The 17,212-nt window shown below is 50.5% G+C and carries 16 protein-coding genes; 11 read left to right on the top strand and 5 right to left on the bottom strand.

What is annotated here, in order from left to right; translation table 11 throughout:
- The first annotated feature begins 244 nt into the window (after positions 1 to 244).
- From xylA to EKM83_RS04655, 5 genes are all read left to right on the top strand, one after another.
- Positions 245 to 1,594, top strand: coding sequence for a xylose isomerase (gene xylA, locus EKM83_RS04675; RefSeq protein WP_125575474.1), 1,350 nt, complete (start codon positions 245 to 247; stop codon positions 1,592 to 1,594).
- 129 nt (positions 1,595 to 1,723) lie between these two features.
- On the top strand, positions 1,724 to 3,232 hold the full coding sequence (xylB, locus tag EKM83_RS04670; protein ID WP_125575473.1) for a xylulokinase: 1,509 nt from the start codon (positions 1,724 to 1,726) through the stop codon (positions 3,230 to 3,232).
- Between the two features lie 459 nt (positions 3,233 to 3,691).
- Positions 3,692 to 5,065, top strand: coding sequence for a sugar porter family MFS transporter (locus tag EKM83_RS04665; protein ID WP_125575472.1), 1,374 nt, complete (start codon positions 3,692 to 3,694; stop codon positions 5,063 to 5,065).
- Positions 5,066 to 5,391: 326 nt separating this feature from the next.
- Entirely contained in the window at positions 5,392 to 6,768 is a 1,377-nt protein-coding gene (locus EKM83_RS04660; protein ID WP_125575471.1) for a sugar porter family MFS transporter, read from the top strand.
- Positions 6,769 to 7,022: 254 nt separating this feature from the next.
- Positions 7,023 to 7,802 (top strand): (S)-acetoin forming diacetyl reductase, encoded by a 780-nt coding sequence (locus EKM83_RS04655; RefSeq protein WP_125575470.1) that lies wholly within the window; start codon positions 7,023 to 7,025, stop codon positions 7,800 to 7,802.
- Between the two features lie 61 nt (positions 7,803 to 7,863).
- Here EKM83_RS04655 and EKM83_RS04650 read toward each other — a convergent pair whose 3' ends face one another.
- Positions 7,864 to 8,466 (bottom strand): hypothetical protein, encoded by a 603-nt coding sequence (locus EKM83_RS04650; RefSeq protein WP_125575469.1) that lies wholly within the window; start codon positions 8,464 to 8,466, stop codon positions 7,864 to 7,866.
- Positions 8,467 to 8,972: 506 nt separating this feature from the next.
- On the opposite strand from EKM83_RS04650, the gene EKM83_RS04645 reads away from it, so the two are divergent.
- Positions 8,973 to 9,347, top strand: a complete 375-nt coding sequence (locus EKM83_RS04645; protein WP_191987401.1) for an iron chaperone — start codon at positions 8,973 to 8,975, stop codon at positions 9,345 to 9,347.
- Between the two features lie 623 nt (positions 9,348 to 9,970).
- Here the strand turns inward: EKM83_RS04645 and EKM83_RS04640 are convergent.
- Both EKM83_RS04640 and EKM83_RS04635 read right to left on the bottom strand, forming a co-directional pair.
- Positions 9,971 to 10,486 (bottom strand): universal stress protein, encoded by a 516-nt coding sequence (locus tag EKM83_RS04640; protein WP_164505592.1) that lies wholly within the window; start codon positions 10,484 to 10,486, stop codon positions 9,971 to 9,973.
- Between the two features lie 20 nt (positions 10,487 to 10,506).
- Positions 10,507 to 11,016 carry a YbhB/YbcL family Raf kinase inhibitor-like protein gene (locus tag EKM83_RS04635; protein WP_125575467.1) on the bottom strand — a complete coding sequence of 170 codons (510 nt, stop codon included), beginning with the start codon at positions 11,014 to 11,016 and terminating at the stop codon, positions 10,507 to 10,509.
- A 194-nt stretch (positions 11,017 to 11,210) separates the two neighbouring features.
- On the opposite strand from EKM83_RS04635, the gene EKM83_RS04630 reads away from it, so the two are divergent.
- The 4 genes from EKM83_RS04630 (at position 11,211) to EKM83_RS04615 (ending at position 14,379) form a co-directional block, all read left to right on the top strand.
- Entirely contained in the window at positions 11,211 to 12,389 is a 1,179-nt protein-coding gene (locus tag EKM83_RS04630) for an ArgE/DapE family deacylase (RefSeq protein ID WP_125575466.1), read from the top strand.
- Positions 12,390 to 12,556: 167 nt separating this feature from the next.
- Complete coding sequence (locus tag EKM83_RS04625; protein WP_125575465.1) at positions 12,557 to 13,015, top strand: Panacea domain-containing protein; 459 nt, start codon at positions 12,557 to 12,559, stop codon at positions 13,013 to 13,015.
- Positions 13,012 to 13,455 (top strand): hypothetical protein, encoded by a 444-nt coding sequence (locus EKM83_RS04620; protein ID WP_125575464.1) that lies wholly within the window; start codon positions 13,012 to 13,014, stop codon positions 13,453 to 13,455. Before EKM83_RS04625 ends, EKM83_RS04620 begins: the two co-directional genes overlap by 4 nt.
- A 135-nt stretch (positions 13,456 to 13,590) precedes the next feature.
- Positions 13,591 to 14,379, top strand: coding sequence for a potassium channel family protein (locus EKM83_RS04615; RefSeq protein ID WP_125575463.1), 789 nt, complete (start codon positions 13,591 to 13,593; stop codon positions 14,377 to 14,379).
- A 42-nt stretch (positions 14,380 to 14,421) separates the two neighbouring features.
- Here the strand turns inward: EKM83_RS04615 and EKM83_RS04610 are convergent, their stop codons facing one another.
- Complete coding sequence (locus EKM83_RS04610; RefSeq protein WP_225418620.1) at positions 14,422 to 14,925, bottom strand: hypothetical protein; 504 nt, start codon at positions 14,923 to 14,925, stop codon at positions 14,422 to 14,424.
- A gap of 317 nt (positions 14,926 to 15,242) precedes the next feature.
- Here EKM83_RS04610 and EKM83_RS04605 point away from each other — a divergent pair, with 317 nt between their 5' ends.
- Positions 15,243 to 16,106 carry an aldo/keto reductase gene (locus tag EKM83_RS04605; protein WP_125575461.1) on the top strand — a complete coding sequence of 288 codons (864 nt, stop codon included), beginning with the start codon at positions 15,243 to 15,245 and terminating at the stop codon, positions 16,104 to 16,106.
- A 559-nt stretch (positions 16,107 to 16,665) separates the two neighbouring features.
- On the opposite strand, the gene EKM83_RS04600 is transcribed toward EKM83_RS04605, so the two are convergent.
- On the bottom strand, positions 16,666 to 17,055 hold the full coding sequence (locus EKM83_RS04600; RefSeq protein ID WP_125575460.1) for a hypothetical protein: 390 nt from the start codon (positions 17,053 to 17,055) through the stop codon (positions 16,666 to 16,668).
- Between the last annotated feature and the right edge of the window lie 157 nt (positions 17,056 to 17,212).

Raw genomic sequence — 17,212 nt, 5'->3', positions numbered from 1 at the left:
GTCTATTAAGCTAAAATCTATAAGATTCACAATAAAGTTAATAACCATAACTGTACGATTATACTGTGAAACAACCATCATGTTTATTGACGGAGATGGTTAAGCCACTAAGGTACAAAACCGTACGCCAAAAAGATTTCCCAATAAATTTAAAGAAAACGCTTGCAAAAACAGAAAAACCTTGTATACTGATATTTGTAAGTTGGTTGTCGCAACGAACTAACTAGGAGGGTATTATAAAATTATGACTGAAGAATACTGGAAAGGCGTCGACAAGATTCAATACGTCGGCCATCAAGATAAAAAATCAGGTTTAGGTTTTCAATACTACAATCCAGAAGAAGTAATTGCTGGTAAAAAGATGAAGGACTGGTTACGGTTTGCCGTCGCTTACTGGCACACCTTTGACCAACGTTTGGTTGACCCCTTCGGTGATGGGACTGCGCAACGGCCATACGACAAGTACACGGATCCAATGGACCAAGCCTTAGCTAAGGTCGATGCCGCATTTGAATTCTACAACAAGTTGGGCGTTGACTACCTTTGCTTCCACGACCGCGACTTAGCACCAGAAGGCGACACGCTGCGGGAAACCAACGCGAACCTCGACAAAGTCGTTGATAAGATCGTTGAGAACCAAAAGACTTCTGGCATGAAGGTGCTTTGGAACACGTCTAACATGTTCACCAACCCACGTTTCGTTGAAGGGGCTGGCACCTCACCATACGCTGACATTTACGCTTACAGTGCTGCGCAACTCAAGCACAGTTTGGAAATCGGGAAGCGCGTGGGTTCTGAAAACTATGTCTTCTGGGGTGGCCGTGAAGGTTACGAATCCCTCTGGAACACGAACATGAAGCAAGAACAAGAACACGCTGCTAAGATGTTCCACATGGCTAAGGATTACGCCAACGAAATTGGCTTCGACGCCCAAATGCTGCTCGAACCAAAGCCTAAGGAACCAACGACGCACCAATACGACTTTGATGCCGCAACCACGATTGCCTTCATGAAGGAATACGACTTGGACAAAGACTTCAAGTTGAACTTGGAAGGGAACCACGCCAACTTGGCAGGTCACACTTACCAACACGAAATCCGTGTGGCACGTGAAGCCGGCTTACTGGGCTCATTGGATGCCAACCAAGGCGACAAGCTGATCGGCTGGGACATTGATGAATACCCATCTAACTTATACGAAACGACGGCCGCAATGTATGAAGTCGTTGAAAACGGCAGCATTGGCCCTCGCGGTGGGTTGAACTTTGATGCCAAGCCACGTCGTTCCTCATTTGCCCCAGAAGACCTCTTCTTAGGCCACATCGTTGGGATGGATAGCTTCGCTGCCGGCCTGCGGGTTGCTGCAGCCATGAAGGCTGACGGGTTCTTAGATACCCTGAAGGCTGACCGTTACAGCTCATACAAGTCTGGTATCGGTGCCGACATCGAAAGCGGTAAGGCTGACTTGAAGTCCTTGGAAGCTTACGCAATCGACAAGCCACAATCAGAATTGATTGCCGCAACGCATTCCGATCACTTGGAGGAAGTTAAGGATACAATCAACCATTACATCATCGAAACCCTTAGCAAGTAATCGTTTCGTGACGCGAAATAACTGACCAGCAAATGGCGGACGAACGGTGGGTTCGTCCGCCAATTTGCGTGGTCGCAAAACCGTGATTTACGGTAAACTAGAACAAAGAACATCTAGGAGGAATGACTGATGGGGAAGTACGTACTGGGCGTCGACCTGGGCACGAGTGCCGTGAAGGTGTCCGCCCTCGACCACAGCGGGCAGATCGTGGCCCAAGAAAGTTTCGACTACGACTTGATTCAACAGCAACCCGGCTACAATGAACAGAATCCAGAGGACTGGGTCTCCGGCACGACCGTGGCCATTGTCCGGTTGATTTTAAACGACCATTTGGCCGCCGAAGATATCGAGGGCCTGAGTTACTCTGGGCAAATGCACGGGTTGGTTTTATTGGACGCCAACAAGAAGGTCTTGCGGCCAGCCATTTTATGGAACGATACGCGGAGCACACCGCAACGCGAAGAAATCGAGGCCAAGCTGGGCGATGAATTCGTTGACATTACGCGCAACCAGCCGTTGGAAGGCTTCACGCTGACCAAACTGCTGTGGGTCAAGGAAAACGAGCCCGACATTTGGGCCCAAGCCAAGTATTTTGTCCTGCCCAAAGACTACGTGCGTTACCGGATGACCGGCAACTTGGCTATGGACTACTCTGACGCCACCGGGACGGTCTTGCTGGACGTCGCCAAGGGGCAGTGGAGTGAAAAAATCTGTGACGCCTTTGATATCCCGCTGTCGATGTGCCCGCCACTGATCAAGTCGGTGGACTTTGCCGGGACCGTCACGGCTGCCTATGCCGAATTTTCCGGGTTGACGCCAGCCACCAAAGTCTTTGGTGGGGCGGCCGACAACGCTGCCGGAGCCGTGGGCGCAGGAATTTTGCAGCCTAACATGGTGCTGTCGAGCATTGGGACGTCTGGGGTGGTCCTGAAGTATGAGGACAATGCCGACGTGAACTATCACGGCGTGCTGCAGTTCGAGGACCACGCGATTCCGGACAAGTTCTACTCCATGGGGGTCACCTTGGCCGCGGGGTACTCGCTGAGCTGGTTTAAGAAGACTTTTGCGCCCATCGAAGACTTTACGGAATTTGTCGCCAGTGCCGCCAAGTCCACGGTTGGTGCCAACGGCCTGCTCTACACGCCTTATATCGTGGGTGAACGGGCACCGTATGCGGACGCTGATATTCGGGGGAGCTTTACCGGTATCGACGGCACCCATCAGCGCTACGATTTCGTGCGGGCCGTGCTGGAAGGCATCAGCTTCTCCTTTAGAGACCTCTTTGACATCTACGAGGAAAATGGCGCGGACTTTGACACCGTCGTTTCCATCGGGGGTGGGGCCAAGAGTCCACTGTGGCTGCAGATTCAAGCCGATATCTTCAATCGCAAAGTGGTCAGCCTGACCAACGAACAGGGACCAGGCATGGGCGCCGCTATGATTGCGGCCACTGGTCTGGGCTGGTTTGACTCACTCCAGGACTGTGCCAAGACCTTCGTTCACTTCGGCAAGGCCTACGAACCAAACCCAGAAAACGTTAAGAAATATGCGAAAATGCACGCCATTTACAAGCAGGTCTACCAACAGACCAAGGGCATTAGTGCGCAGCTGTTAGCGTACCGGAAGGCGGAATTGTAGCCAGTTAAGAGTGGGGCAAAGGGCGCTTAGCCGGTGAGCATTAAGGCTGATCATTGAATAATCCCGGGCTTGGATTGTTTGATGATCAGGTTTAAGCGGAACCGGCTGCCCGTTGACGCACGTTTCGGCTATTTAAAAGCGGCGAAAAAGTTTGAGAATTTGAGGTTCTCAAACTTTTTTGCGTGGGCTCAGAAAGTACGTGTCAGGGTAAAACGATAAAGCGTGGTGCGGCCGGGATTGCCATTGGGACGGGGCCTTTCAGAAATTAGACAAAGTTACGGAAAAGTTCTATTTTTGAAGAAAACGCTTCCAAAATAAGGATAATCGTGCTATCCTACTCTCAGGGTTGGTTTATCCGACCAACCAACGTGAACAAAAACCAACTTACACATTCAGCTATACTTCCACATATTTTGTCACACGTGAATTTTGGCGAAAGCCACATAAGGAGCGAGATCTATGCGAAAAGTTTCGACCGGATTTGTTTATTTCTTTGGGGCACTGGGTGGCTTGCTCTTCGGTTACGATACCGGGGTCATCTCTGGCGCCATTTTGTTTATCCAAAAGCAAATGCACCTGGGTTCCTGGCAACAGGGCTGGGTCGTCAGTGCCGTCTTGCTCGGCGCGATTTTGGGAGCCGCTATCATTGGGCCTTCCTCTGACCGGTATGGTCGGCGGAAATTATTGCTGTTATCTGCCATTATTTTCTTCGTTGGGGCCGTGGGGTCCGGGTTGGCGCCTGAATTTTGGACGTTGATCATCTCTCGCGTGGTGCTGGGGATGGCCGTCGGGGCCGCTTCGGCGCTGATTCCGACGTACCTGGCCGAGCTGTCACCCGCAGACAAACGGGGAACGGTCTCCAGTCTGTTCCAACTGATGGTCATGACCGGGATCTTGCTGGCTTATGTGACCAACTACGCCTGGTCTGGCTTCTACACCGGCTGGCGGTGGATGCTGGGCTTTGCCGCGATTCCCGCCGCTTTACTGTTCTTGGGCGGGCTGATCTTACCGGAAAGTCCCCGGTTCTTAGTCAAGACGGGCCATGCCGACCAGGCGCGCGCCGTTTTAGACACCATGAACAAGCACGACACGGCGGCTGTGGAGACCGAATTGGCCCAGATCAAGGAACAAGCGCAAATGAAAAATGGCGGTTGGTCTGAATTATTTGGCAAGATGGTTCGGCCGTCGCTGATCATTGGGATTGGCCTAGCCATTTTCCAACAAGTCATGGGCTGTAACACTGTGTTGTATTACGCACCCACCATCTTCACCGACGTCGGCTTTGGTGTGAACGCCGCGTTGCTGGCCCACATTGGTATCGGGGTGTTTAACGTGGCGGTGACGGCGATTGCCGTGGCCATCATGGACAAGGTCGACCGTAAGAAGATGCTTAACGTCGGTGCCGTGGGGATGGGGATTTCCCTGTTCGTCATGAGTATTGGGATGAAATTCTCCGGTGGTTCCCAAGCCGCCGCGATTATTTCCGTGATTGCGTTGACCATCTACATTGCGTTCTTCTCCGCCACTTGGGGCCCCGTGATGTGGGTCATGATTGGGGAAGTCTTCCCCCTGAACATCCGGGGACTCGGTAATTCCTTTGCCAGTGTCATCAACTGGTCAGCCAACATGGTCGTCTCATTGACGTTCCCGGCATTATTGAACTTCTTTGGGACTGGGAGTCTGTTCATCGGTTACGGCGTGCTGTGCTTCGCCTCCATCTGGTTCGTGCAGAAGAAGGTCTTTGAAACGCGGAACCGGTCATTAGAAGACATCGAAGCCACACTCCGGGCCAAGGCTGGCGAAACAGCTCAAGACCTGAGTACGGCAAAATAAAGTTGTTTCACACAAGGTCGTTCCGCGGGGGACGGCCTTTTCTAATGGACAGAATCACGTCTGTGACTAAAAGTACAAGCTCGCTTTAGAAAACGCTTTCAAATGACAGATAAAAGTGTTAGAATTATGTTCATGGTTGGTTGCGACAATCAACCAACTGAAGTTACCAACTTACACTTATTCACATAGACAGTGTGAACCGCCGAACTATCGCTGCTCAAACCGGTTTCGTCAAAGAAAGCCGGCTTCTCACCTTAGCTGACGATCACGCAATGAGTTTCTGAGTCTTGAAGTCTACGGCGCAGGCCGTATAAGGAGCGAGAGTTATGCGAAAAGTTTCAACTGGATTTGTCTATTTCTTCGGCGCACTCGGTGGGTTACTGTTTGGGTATGATACCGGGGTCATTTCTGGCGCCATTCTATTTATTCAGCGGCAAATGCACCTGGGGTCTTGGCAACAGGGCTGGGTCGTTAGTGCCGTCTTGTTGGGGGCCATCTTGGGGGCTGCCATCATTGGGCCTTCCTCTGACCGTTTTGGTCGGCGGAAATTATTACTGTTATCTGCTATCATTTTCTTCGTTGGGGCCTTGGGGTCCGCGTTCTCGCCAGAGTTTTGGACGTTGATCATTTCCCGAATCATCTTAGGGATGGCCGTTGGTGCCGCTTCGGCCTTGATTCCAACGTATTTGGCTGAATTAGCACCTGCTGATAAGCGGGGGACGGTTTCCAGTCTATTCCAACTGATGGTCATGACTGGGATTCTGTTGGCTTACATCACCAATTACAGCTTCTCGGGAATGTACACTGGTTGGCGCTGGATGTTGGGTTTTGCCGCTCTTCCCGCCGCTTTACTGTTCTTGGGAGGACTGATCTTACCGGAAAGTCCGCGGTTCTTAGTCAAGTCGGGCCACATGGACCAAGCGCGTGAGGTGCTGGAAACCATGAACAAGCACGATGAAAAGGCGGTTGACCAAGAAGTGGCTGCGATTGAAGAATCGGCTAAAATCGTGAGTGGCGGCTGGTCAGAATTATTTGGCAAGATGGTCCGGCCATCATTGATCATTGGGATTGGCTTAGCCATTTTCCAACAGGTCATGGGATGCAACACAGTGTTGTACTACGCACCGACGATTTTTACTGATGTTGGGTTTGGTGTGAGTGCCGCTTTGCTGGCCCACATCGGTATCGGTATCTTCAACGTAATTGTCACGGCGGTGGCAGTGGCCATCATGGATAAGATCGATCGGAAAAAGATGCTCAATATTGGTGCCGTCGGGATGGGGATTTCCCTGTTCGTCATGAGCTTTGGGATGAAATTCTCTGGTGGCTCACAAACCGCAGCGATTATTTCCGTAATCGCCTTGACCGTCTACATCGCGTTCTTCTCCGCCACTTGGGGCCCCGTGATGTGGGTCATGATTGGGGAAGTCTTCCCGTTGAACATCCGGGGCTTAGGGAACTCCTTTGCCAGTGTCATCAACTGGACGGCCAACATGATCGTCTCCCTGACGTTCCCATCCTTATTGGACTTCTTCGGAACGGGGAGCTTGTTCATCGGCTACGGTGTGCTGTGCTTTGTCTCCATCTGGTTCGTGCAAAAGAAGGTTTTCGAAACGCGGAACCGGTCATTGGAAGACATCGAAGCGACCTTACGGGAAAAGGCTGGTACCGAAACGGCTTCTTCCTTGAGTACGACTAAGTAAATTTAACAGCAGGTATTTATAGAAAGGCGATCCATTTATGGGTGGCCTTTTTAGTGAGCAAACTAATTTTTTCGCAAACAATTAAGGGGTCGTCACCCTAACTGGCTGAGGTGATTGGGCGTTTAACTGACAGATCTTGTGATAAATGAACATTTTTTCACAAAATCTAGGGTAATCGCTTTCTTTTTCATAATTTTTCCGTTATGATAAGAGCGTACCTGGAAATTTACTTATTCTGAAGGAGTGAATGGCACATGGCATCAAATGGAAAAGTAGCAATGGTTACTGGCGGCGGACAAGGAATTGGTGAAGCAATTTCCAAGCGCTTAGCTAGCGATGGATTCGCAGTTGCAATTGCTGATTTGAACTTAGATAATGCCAACAAGGTTGTTTCTGCTATCGAAGCTGATGGTGGAAAGGCCATTGCAGTCAAGACGGATGTCTCTGACCGCGACAGTGTCTTTGCGGCAGTTAACGAAGCTGCAGACAAGCTCGGCGGGTTTGACGTGATCGTCAACAACGCCGGCCTTGGCCCAACTACCCCAATTGACACAATCACCCAAGAACAATTCGACACGGTTTACCACGTTAACGTTGGTGGTGTACTGTGGGGAATTCAAGCTGCTCACGCGAAATTCAAGGAACTCGGCCACGGTGGGAAGATTATTTCTGCAACTTCTCAAGCCGGGGTTGTCGGGAACCCTAACTTAGCGCTCTACAGTGGGACTAAGTTTGCCATTCGGGGGGTTACGCAAGTTGCTGCCCGTGACTTAGCCGCTGAAGGTATCACGGTTAACGCCTATGCACCAGGGATCGTTAAGACGCCAATGATGTTTGACATCGCCCACAAGGTTGGTCAAAATGCTGGCAAGGACGACGAATGGGGTATGCAAACCTTTGCTAAGGACATTACCTTAGGCCGCCTGTCAGAACCAGAAGATGTGGCTAACGGGGTTGCCTTCTTGGCAGGTCCAGATTCAAATTACATCACCGGCCAAACGCTTGAAGTCGATGGCGGGATGCAATTCCACTAAATCTTAAACAATAATCATAGATTGATTGGTAGTCGTCACTCAGAGATGGGTGGCGACTTTTTTAGCGGTCAAGGCCAATTACGTGCAGGTATTTTGGGCTGATCTTACTGTATTTGAGCGTCGGTGTTTTGCCGTGGCGCCGTTCGTGCGCAGCTAGCGGCGTGCGCGTAAATCCATGAGGCTTTTCGGAATATAGGAGTTCTTGGACGTAGAGCTTGTGACCAGCCAGCGCGTAACGGTTGGTGAGGTAGCCGGTCTTGTCCAATTTGTGCGCAAAGATGCCATAGAGATTCCAACGGTGATGGGCGACCTGATTAAATGTCGCGGTGCGGTCCTCGCCGAAGATTCCCTTCATATGATTCGTGGTTTGTTTGCGCGTAATCAGGTACTGACCGTCAAAATGGGTGGCTTGAAAGAGTAGGAGGGCTTCTTTCATGCTTTTGCGGGCGATGGCACTGGTCTCAATGCTTTTAGCTGTAATATGTAGGTAGATGCGATCAATCTTCTTGTTGGTGCGACCATTAGTGACCCAGTAGCCCTGCAAGGATTGCGGAATGGTCGTGAGCCGCTTGCTGGCGTGTGCCGTTGGGGTTGGTAGGATGAGCGTTGCGAGTAGGGCCAGCGCCAATAAGCCAGACCAAATAAAATGTCGTCGTTTGTTCACTGCAAAAGAGCCTCCGGTTAATGACCTAACCCTGCCAGGCACCGAATCCAAGAAATTATGGGTAAACAAAAGCGCGTAGAAGCGGAGGGTAAGGACGTTTCTGCGTGCTCTTGGCACTACTTAGATTGGAGTTCTTGGACGGCAGCAGTTAGACTGGGACTGCCAAAGCCGACCAGGAGAAGGGACAACAAAACTAGGTTACTGAGATTGGGTGTGTTGCGTTGAGGCATTGACGAGACCTCCTTTAGGTTTCATCTTGGTCATTGTAGCAAGTGCATTTATCAATTCCGTATGGTTTACGTATCGTTGTTGTAAAGGCCTAAATTAAGCGAGTTGGTAAATAGTCCCGCTACTGATACAAACGAAATTTCTCAGCCATTTGTGACCCTTTTTCACGAGTCTTTAGACTTTCTTAAGAAGTCTGGGTGCCAAGGAGACGACTGACCAGCTAATTCAGGGGGTTCATGGTACAATGGGAGCGATTAAATTAATGACGAGGTGACGTGATGATTGCAGAATTCGAAAATTACTTGGCGAAGATTGATGACCCGGACCAGCAAATTCGGGTGCGGACCGTGTTGGACTGGGTCCAAGCGACCTTCCCTCAGCTTGAACAGCGCTACGCCTGGAACCAGCCGATGTTTACAGACCACGGGACCTTCATCATCGGCTTCAGCGTGGCCAAACCGCACATGGCCTTTGCCCCCGAAGGCCCGGCCATGGTCAAGTTCGCTGACCAGATTGCGGCAGCTAAGTATCATCCGGGTAAGAAGTTTGGCCGTATCAAGTGGACTCAGGATGTCGATTACGAGCTGTTGCGGCAGATCATTGCGTTTAACATTGCCGATAAAGCTGACGTGACCACGTTTTGGCGGAAATAGCCATATTTCAGACGTTGAAGTTAGCCGAATCAAGGCCTGCGTCAGCCAGAGATTCCGCCTGCTCTCGTTATGAAACTGCAAACTGAAGGTTGAAAGATAAAAATCAGCTAGAACTATTGTCACCACACGACTGATGGCGTAAAAATTAGTCGTTTACAGCTTCATAGTGTGGACTGGCCGCCTACCGTCCACTAACTATGGGTTGGAACGCGGTGGGCGGACCGGACCGAGCCTGAAAAACGGTCTCGGCCTCGTTTTGAGCCGATGGACCATGTCTCAAAGACGCCAGTTTCCTAAGCGGCATGAACCACGCCGCTAAGGCAACTCCCACGGCTGAACCCATAGTTGGCGGACTCTCGGCTACAGGAGTGCGTACCAGTAACAAGCGGCTTAGCCCCAGGTAGCGGCTGTTTTGGCAACTAGTCTTTAACTAACACCGTCTTGCTGATAATCGCCAACCCTGGCTGACGCAGGTCCTGGTTTCACTAGTTTTGGTGGACAAACCGCTGTCGCTCTGGGAGTCAATGTACTAATTCAGCTTTCAACCTTTATCTGCAAACTAAAAAAGCATGGTGTCCTCGCAATTCCAACGAGTGACACCATGCTTTTTAAGACTGCTTAAATTAAAAGAACTTCGGCTGCTCCTGATTTTCCGCAGCCACTTGACTCGCGTCGATTGGCTGGCCGCTTTCGTCAGTCCGCACCACGTAAACGTCGACGGCTGCCATCCGGCTAACGTAAGCCGTGACGGAGCCTTCAACCATGCGGGCGACGGCGCTCATCCCGGTGGCCCCGAGCACAATCAAATCGTTTTGATGGTCGCGCACGAATTCATGTGAGATGACGGTCTTGGGATTACCGAACCGCACGTGAATGGCCATATCCTTAAAGCCGGTGGCGGCTCGGGTCGTTTGGACCAGCGAGTCGAGATAAGACGTCGCATCTTGGGCCAAATCATGGATCACACCGCCGGGCATTGAGCCGCTGACGTAAAAGCCGTAATGGTTGATGCGCAAGACATTCAGCAGGTCAATGTGGGCGTTATTTTGCTGCGCCACCGTGACCGCTTTTTTTAACGCTAATTCCGCTTGGACGGAGCCGTCCACGGGGACTAGGATGTTTGCATAATTCTGTTCCATAATTAGCCTTCTTTTTTAGTTTAGACGCGACCACGCAGGGTAATCGTTGCGGTATCGAGGACGTGCCCGTTGATCTGGTGCAGGAGGTCGTTTAGCCAGAAGCCATCTGCCAAGTCGAGCTTCGTGTTCAAGGCGTAAACGGTCAGACTGTAATCGTGGTCGGCGTTAGGTGGGAAAGGTCCCGTGTAGTTTTGAAAGACCGCGGGATCTGTATTGCCAATCAGTGAACCGGCATTACTGTTGCGCCCATGAACGTGCGGAATCGCGTTAGTCCGGGACACATCAGCGGTAATCTCACGCGTGGTTCCTGGGAAGTTGGCGGCGACCCAGTGAATCCACGGGAAGCCACTGACGGGAACAGCATCGAAGTCGATGAGGTTCAGCGCAATCGTTTGGGTCTTCTTGGGAATCTTAGATAGGCTGATGGGAAATGACTTCACGGGCTGGCCACCATACACATCATCACCGGTAGCGTGCTTACTGTATTCGTCAGCTAGGTAGCCATTTTCGGTTGGCACAAAAATTCTCATAAAATCCCTCCTAATGATCAGTACTTAACATTATTATACCGCAGGCGACCCGCATTCTGCGAATATTCATTAATAATGTATAAAAATACGTATAAAATGGATATATCTTATAAAATTGCAGAAAATGGTTGCTTTTTTGATAAACGGGCGTATGATAAGAACCATTAAGTTTGCACGAAGAAAGGATGACGCCCATGACGCCCCAAGATAAAATTGCGATTCTCCAACACCTGATTCAGATTCAGTCGGTCAATGCCAATGAGACGGCGGTCGCTGATTACATTGCCAGCTTATTTGCGCCGTATCCCCAGGCTGAGATTGTGAAGGTTCCCTTTGCGCCAGGGCGCGATAACCTGGTTGTGACGATTGGCAATCCTGCCGGTCCTATGCTGGGGCTGTCCGGTCACATGGACGTTGTGGCGCCGGGAGATGTCAGTGCCTGGCACCACGATCCATTTGGCGGGGAGGTCGTCGGCGACCAACTCTTTGGCCGGGGCGCTTCAGACATGAAGAGTGGCTTGGCGGCGATTGTCATCACCATGCTGGAATTGCTGGAAACTAACGCGCCGTTGGCTGGCAGCATTCGGTTACTGGCAACGGTGGGCGAAGAGACTGGTGAATATGGCGCGGCGACGTTAACTGATGCCGGCTATGCGGACCAGTTGGCCGGCCTGGTGATTGCGGAACCCAGCGGTCTAGGGAATGTGGTCTACACGGCTCGGGGGGTCATTGACTACAAGGTCGTGTCGACCGGGAAGGCCAGCCACAGTGCTCGTCCGGAAAAGGGCATCAATGCGATTGACAATTTGTTGAAATTTTATCATGCGGTCGGCCCGCTGATGGCTAAGCACACCAAAGTCGATCCCGTTCTGGGAGGCTTACTACACAACGTGGATTTGATCTCCGGGGGCGAGCAAATCAATTCGATTCCCGCTCACGCCGAGTTAATGGCGAACATGCGGACGATTCCGGCTTATCCCAATCAGGTGATTTACGATGAATTGGCCGCGCTGATTGCCCAGTTAAATCAAGAAGACGGGGTCCAGTTGACGCTGAGTTACAGCTATCCCGAAGAGGCCATTCCGGGTGATCCCCAGGCGCCGCTGGTTCAGCTCGCCAAGCAGATCAGTGACCAAGTCTGCGGCCACGATACGCAAATCATCGGTTCCGGCGGCGCTAACGACGGCGCGGAATTTCTGCGGGCAAAAGGTGAGTTCACCAGCGTTGAGTTGGGACCGGGCAACGACTCGTCGCATCAGGTCGATGAATACGTGTCCGTGAGTGAGTACTTGCAAGCCATTACGGTCTATGAGGCTTTGGTGCCAGCGTTTTTTGCGCAGGTGGCGGCTGAAGTAACAGCGACTGAAGAATAGGTCATCCAATAGTGTCTGAGCAGTTAACTAGGAACTGTTCAGACGCTATTTATTTTGTTGCGATAATTGCTTGATAGATGGTTACGATTGTCTAGTAGTTTTGGTATACAGAAGCCAGATGAGTCGGGTATACTGGGGTGACAAAGTGACCTTAGGAGGCGATACAGATGACTGATGTTTTAAAGATTGTTAATTGGTTTCGGGCCGTTAGTAATGCCCAAATGCGCCAATATGGCGACGATGAATTGAGTCAAATGAAAGTCATGAAGCTGTTGTACTACGTTCAGGGAACCTTTCTGGCAGTTTATGGGCGTCAAGCATTTGCTGATGATATTCTCGCCTGGCGATATGGTCCAGTAGTGAAGGCCGTTCATGATAAATATGCAGGTCGCGTTAGTATCGTTGGCCAGTTAACAGCGGCAGATTTGGCCGATTATAACGAACTGGAACGTGACCCTGAATTACAGCAAGTTTTGACTGCAGTCTGGACGGCATTTGGGGATATGTCTGCGATCCAGTTAATGAAAGGAACCCATCAAGAGCGTCCTTGGCAAGAAACGCCACAGAGTCAGGTGATTGCACCGGCGCTGATGGCCGAATATTTTAAAGCGAGTATCGTTCAATGAAGAAAAAGCTAAAATTGAAAAATCACTTTAATCCTGAAGTGAAAAGTGTTCAGTTGGGCGAGCAATCGCCACATAATGAACAGCGCTTTGCTTTTAACTTTTCGTTTGTCACGTCTAATCGTAAATATAATTTTTCTGGTAAGCACTTTGATAAAAGTATTAAAAATAAACTTGTTGAAAAAATGATTCGTTTATCGAATGATGATTTGGTGACCGTGTTGGGTTGGCCGAAAGAAAGTGGCGTTGAAAATTTACCAGACCATGCGGTTAGATTAGCTGTTAACGCCGAATTCGTGACGTCAGGTCGGGCTGCGGCTTGTCTGGCTGGTATGTGGATTTTTCGTTTGGCGAAGAGTAGCCGCGTCGTCGGTAAGATTAAAGGCACGACGTTTTACGTGTTAGCCATTGATACAACATTTGACTTGTACCAACATAGTTAGAAATGCGGTGGAACCAATTCTTAAGTTTCTGCCGCAATCCTTACCAAATGACTAAAATTAACCATTTATCCTGGAAAAAATGTCAAATCTGACTATATTAGAAGATAACTTATCAATCGGGAGAAGGGTAGACACATGGCCAAGCAATCCCGGGGCTTGATTGCCTATCATATGGGGGTTACGACCCTGACGTTAGGCTCAGTATTAAACGTGATTTTGTTACTGTTGAGAATTGGTGATTACGGGTTAGAACTGAAAATCGCCAACGGCTTATTGTTAGTCTTCGCTGTTGATTATGTGATTCGGCTTGGTATCACGAAGAATCGTAAAATCTTTTTGATCCAATCAGCGTTTGACCTGCTGGGAATTATCCCGCTCCATCCGGTTTTTGCCTTCTTTCGGCTGGCGCGGTTGGTGCGTCTGATTCGTTTCCACCACCTCTTTTGGCGCTTGGGGCTATCCGGCAAATGGACGCAGGCGTATCACCGGTTCATTTACCAGACGGGCTTCATCTATCTGTTTTCTATTAGTGTGGTCATCATCGTCATCAGCGCCTTTCTTTTCTCATTAACGGAGAAGCAGAGCTTGGCCAACGCCTTGTGGTGGGCAATCACCACTGCTACGACTGTGGGTTACGGGGATGAGACGCCTCACACGGCTTTTGGCAAGATTATTGCCAGCTTCCTGATGGTGGGCGGCATTGGGTTTATCGGGTTATTGACCAGCACGATTTCGGATTTCGTCGCTAGTCGCACGGAACAGGCAACGACCAACCAGGAAGCCCAGCAACAAGCCGATTTGGACCGCTTATTGACTAAGATCGACACACTAACGACCAAAGTTGACCATCTACAAACGCAAGTCGATCGGTTAACGCCAGCTAAGAAAAATAAGCATCAAAAAAGGCCGCGACCTAAGTCGTGACCTCACTGTGAGTTTGCAAAATGGGTGCTGCGGTGAAAATGCCTAGCGAACGAACTGTAAATTGTAGTTGCCTTGCCCGTCGGAAGTAATGGTGTAAGTGGAATAACCCGCTTGTAGCCACTGGTCTTTGGAAGCCTGGGCCCAATTCTGGGCGTCGGCGACCGACGAGAAGGTGTGGGTGCTGGCAAATGTCGAATCCGCACTGTTGTGACTGCTGGAACTAGCAGACTGACTCGAACTCGTGGCGCTTTGCTTGGTTTGGGCCTGATCGAGTAGTTTTTGCTCGCGGTCCTGCACGGCGTCGTTCGATTCGTTGTTGATGATATTCTGTAATTTTTGCTTTTGCGTGACGGTTAACCCGTTATCATTGTAGCTGCTGTACGTCGATTTGAAGCTCTCGAAAGCGGCCTGTTCCGAAGCCGATGAAGCCTTGGCCACGACAGAGGCACTGGTGCTCGATGAAGCGCTGGTGTCATTTCCAGAGTTGTTGTGATGGTTAATCGCTAAGACCAGCAAAATGGCGATTGCCAGTGTTATCAACGTCATCAGCCACGGCCACCACCGGCGCGGCTTCCGTGGCCGTCGTCGGGTAGGTTGGTCCGATCCCTGGTTAAAGTTATACCGTTGTACGCGTGATTTTGGTTCTTGGTTGTTCAACTGAAAAACCTCCATGTCCAGAACGGTGTGAAAAAACAAGCTTGCCGCCGAGACGACAAACTACCACACCCTCCATAATACCGCAAAACGCCAGCAGAAGAAAATTTTCGCCCTGATTTTTACCATTTTCCAATCATTCTCATCACGAAATCCCTGAACCTATTGTATGATGGTAATGGAACTAAGATTGAAAGGTGGTTTTACTTTTGCATAATGATATTCCCGAATTACCGTTGAATAACGGCAACCGGATTCCCCAACTGGGTTTAGGGGTTTTTCAAGTTGACAATGCATCAGACACGAAGAATGCCATCAAATGGGCGTTGGCTGCGGGTTACCGGCACATTGATACGGCCGCATACTACGGTAACGAGCAGTGGGTCGGCGAGGCCATTCGCGAGAGTGACGTTAAGCGCGAAGACATCTTCGTCACGTCGAAATTGTGGAACAGCGTCCGCGGTTACGATGAGACCAAGGCAGCTTTCCAAGAAACGCTCGATAAATTAGGCTTCGATTACCTGGATATGTACCTGATCCACTGGCCAGCACCCGGTTATCTGGACAGCTGGCGGGCCATGGAAGACCTGTACAAGGCTGGCAAGATCAAGAACATTGGGGTGTCTAACTTCAATCAAAAGCAAATGGCGGACATTTTGACTAACGGCACGGTTAAGCCGGTCGTTGACCAAATTGAAACGCATCCGTACTTCCAACAAGATGACATGCACGCTTACTTGGAAAGCCAGGGCATCTTGCACGAAGCCTGGAGTCCACTGGGTGGCGGCAATAACAACGCCTTGTCCGATCCCGTTATCAATGAATTGGCGGCGGCACATGACGTCAGTGCGGCGCAAATCATCTTACGTTGGCACGTCCAACGCGAAGAAATCGTGATTCCTAAGTCGATTCACGAAGCCCGCGTCCAACAAAACCGCGACATCTTTGCCTTTGGCTTAGATGAAGACGAAATGAAGGCTATCGCAGACCTTGATGCCGGCAAACGGGTCGGTCCAGATCCTGACGATGACGCCTGGTTAAAGAAGTCCCAGACGTATTCCAGCCGGAAATAACTGATATAACCAAACAAGACGTTCCCACCCATCAGCGGCGGCAACGTCTTGTTTTTATCTTTACAGAAAGCAGATTTGACTGACCGCCTTACCGTTCACTAGCTATGAGTTGGAACGCTAACTGCTATCATTGAGCAAACCAGTTGCCTGCGGCTGCCAGGGGCTCCGCCTGCTATGGGGAACGGTTCCAGCCGAAGGGCGGGCTTCCACCTCGCTTGGGAGCCAGGCCAAAGGCGCCAGTCTCCCAAGTCGTCCCACGCTGTAGGCTGAGAAAGAACCTCAGCCAACACCGTCGACACAGCTGGCTCCACCCCTGGCCTCCTCCGGCAAGATTGTCCGTTCAGGCAATTAGGCGTTGAGACACGTGTACGGATACAGCGATAGGCATCCACAACGGTTTGCTTGATTGATATGAGATTGACTAATATCACCGCCGTATAAGTTGGCTCAAAGTTGAGGGTCGAGACCGCACTTTGGCTCGATCCGGCGCCCTCAGCGTTCCAACTCAGCTCTAGTGAACGGTAGGACGGCCAGCCAAGCCCCAAGTGGCGAGCAAGCCTTACTTGTACAACGGAATACCGGCGTCCTTAGCCATGGGCACCAGCTTGTCCGTCAAGACGTTGACGACGTTGATGGGAACCTTGGCGAAGGGGCTGAAGAAGTCGGGGTGGTCCGGGTTGGGCACGTCTTGGGTCTCCTTTAAATTCGGGACCATGGCCTTCAGGTCGTCTTGGTGCAGGCCCAGTTGGGTCGCGTAATAGACGACTTCCCGGTAACTCACGTTTTTAAAATAAAAGTAATAACAGAGAGCGGCAACGACAAAATACCAGAAGATGGTCCACTGTAGACCAATTTGACTGGGGTCTAAGAAGCCAATTACAATCGCCGCCACGACAAAGACAACGTAAATCACGACAGAAATGGCGGCCCAGCGCTGTTTGTGCGTCAAAATTGAGCACCTCGTTTTTCTTTTAGAGTTGTACCCAGTGTACGGGGTTTTAGGTTAGAAATTCAAGCGATTTCTCTAAAATCAGTCAGGAAGTTTCGACTTTTAGCGCCAGTCGTGTATAATAACACGGTAATGTAGCCGAACGCTTAAGAATTGA

This window comes from Levilactobacillus angrenensis (genome assembly GCF_003946085.1).
In the GTDB taxonomy this organism is placed as follows: Bacteria; Bacillota; Bacilli; order Lactobacillales; family Lactobacillaceae; genus Levilactobacillus; species Levilactobacillus angrenensis.
The sequence above is the reverse complement of the archived record's forward strand: the minus strand, read 5'-3'. Positions and strand labels throughout refer to the sequence as shown.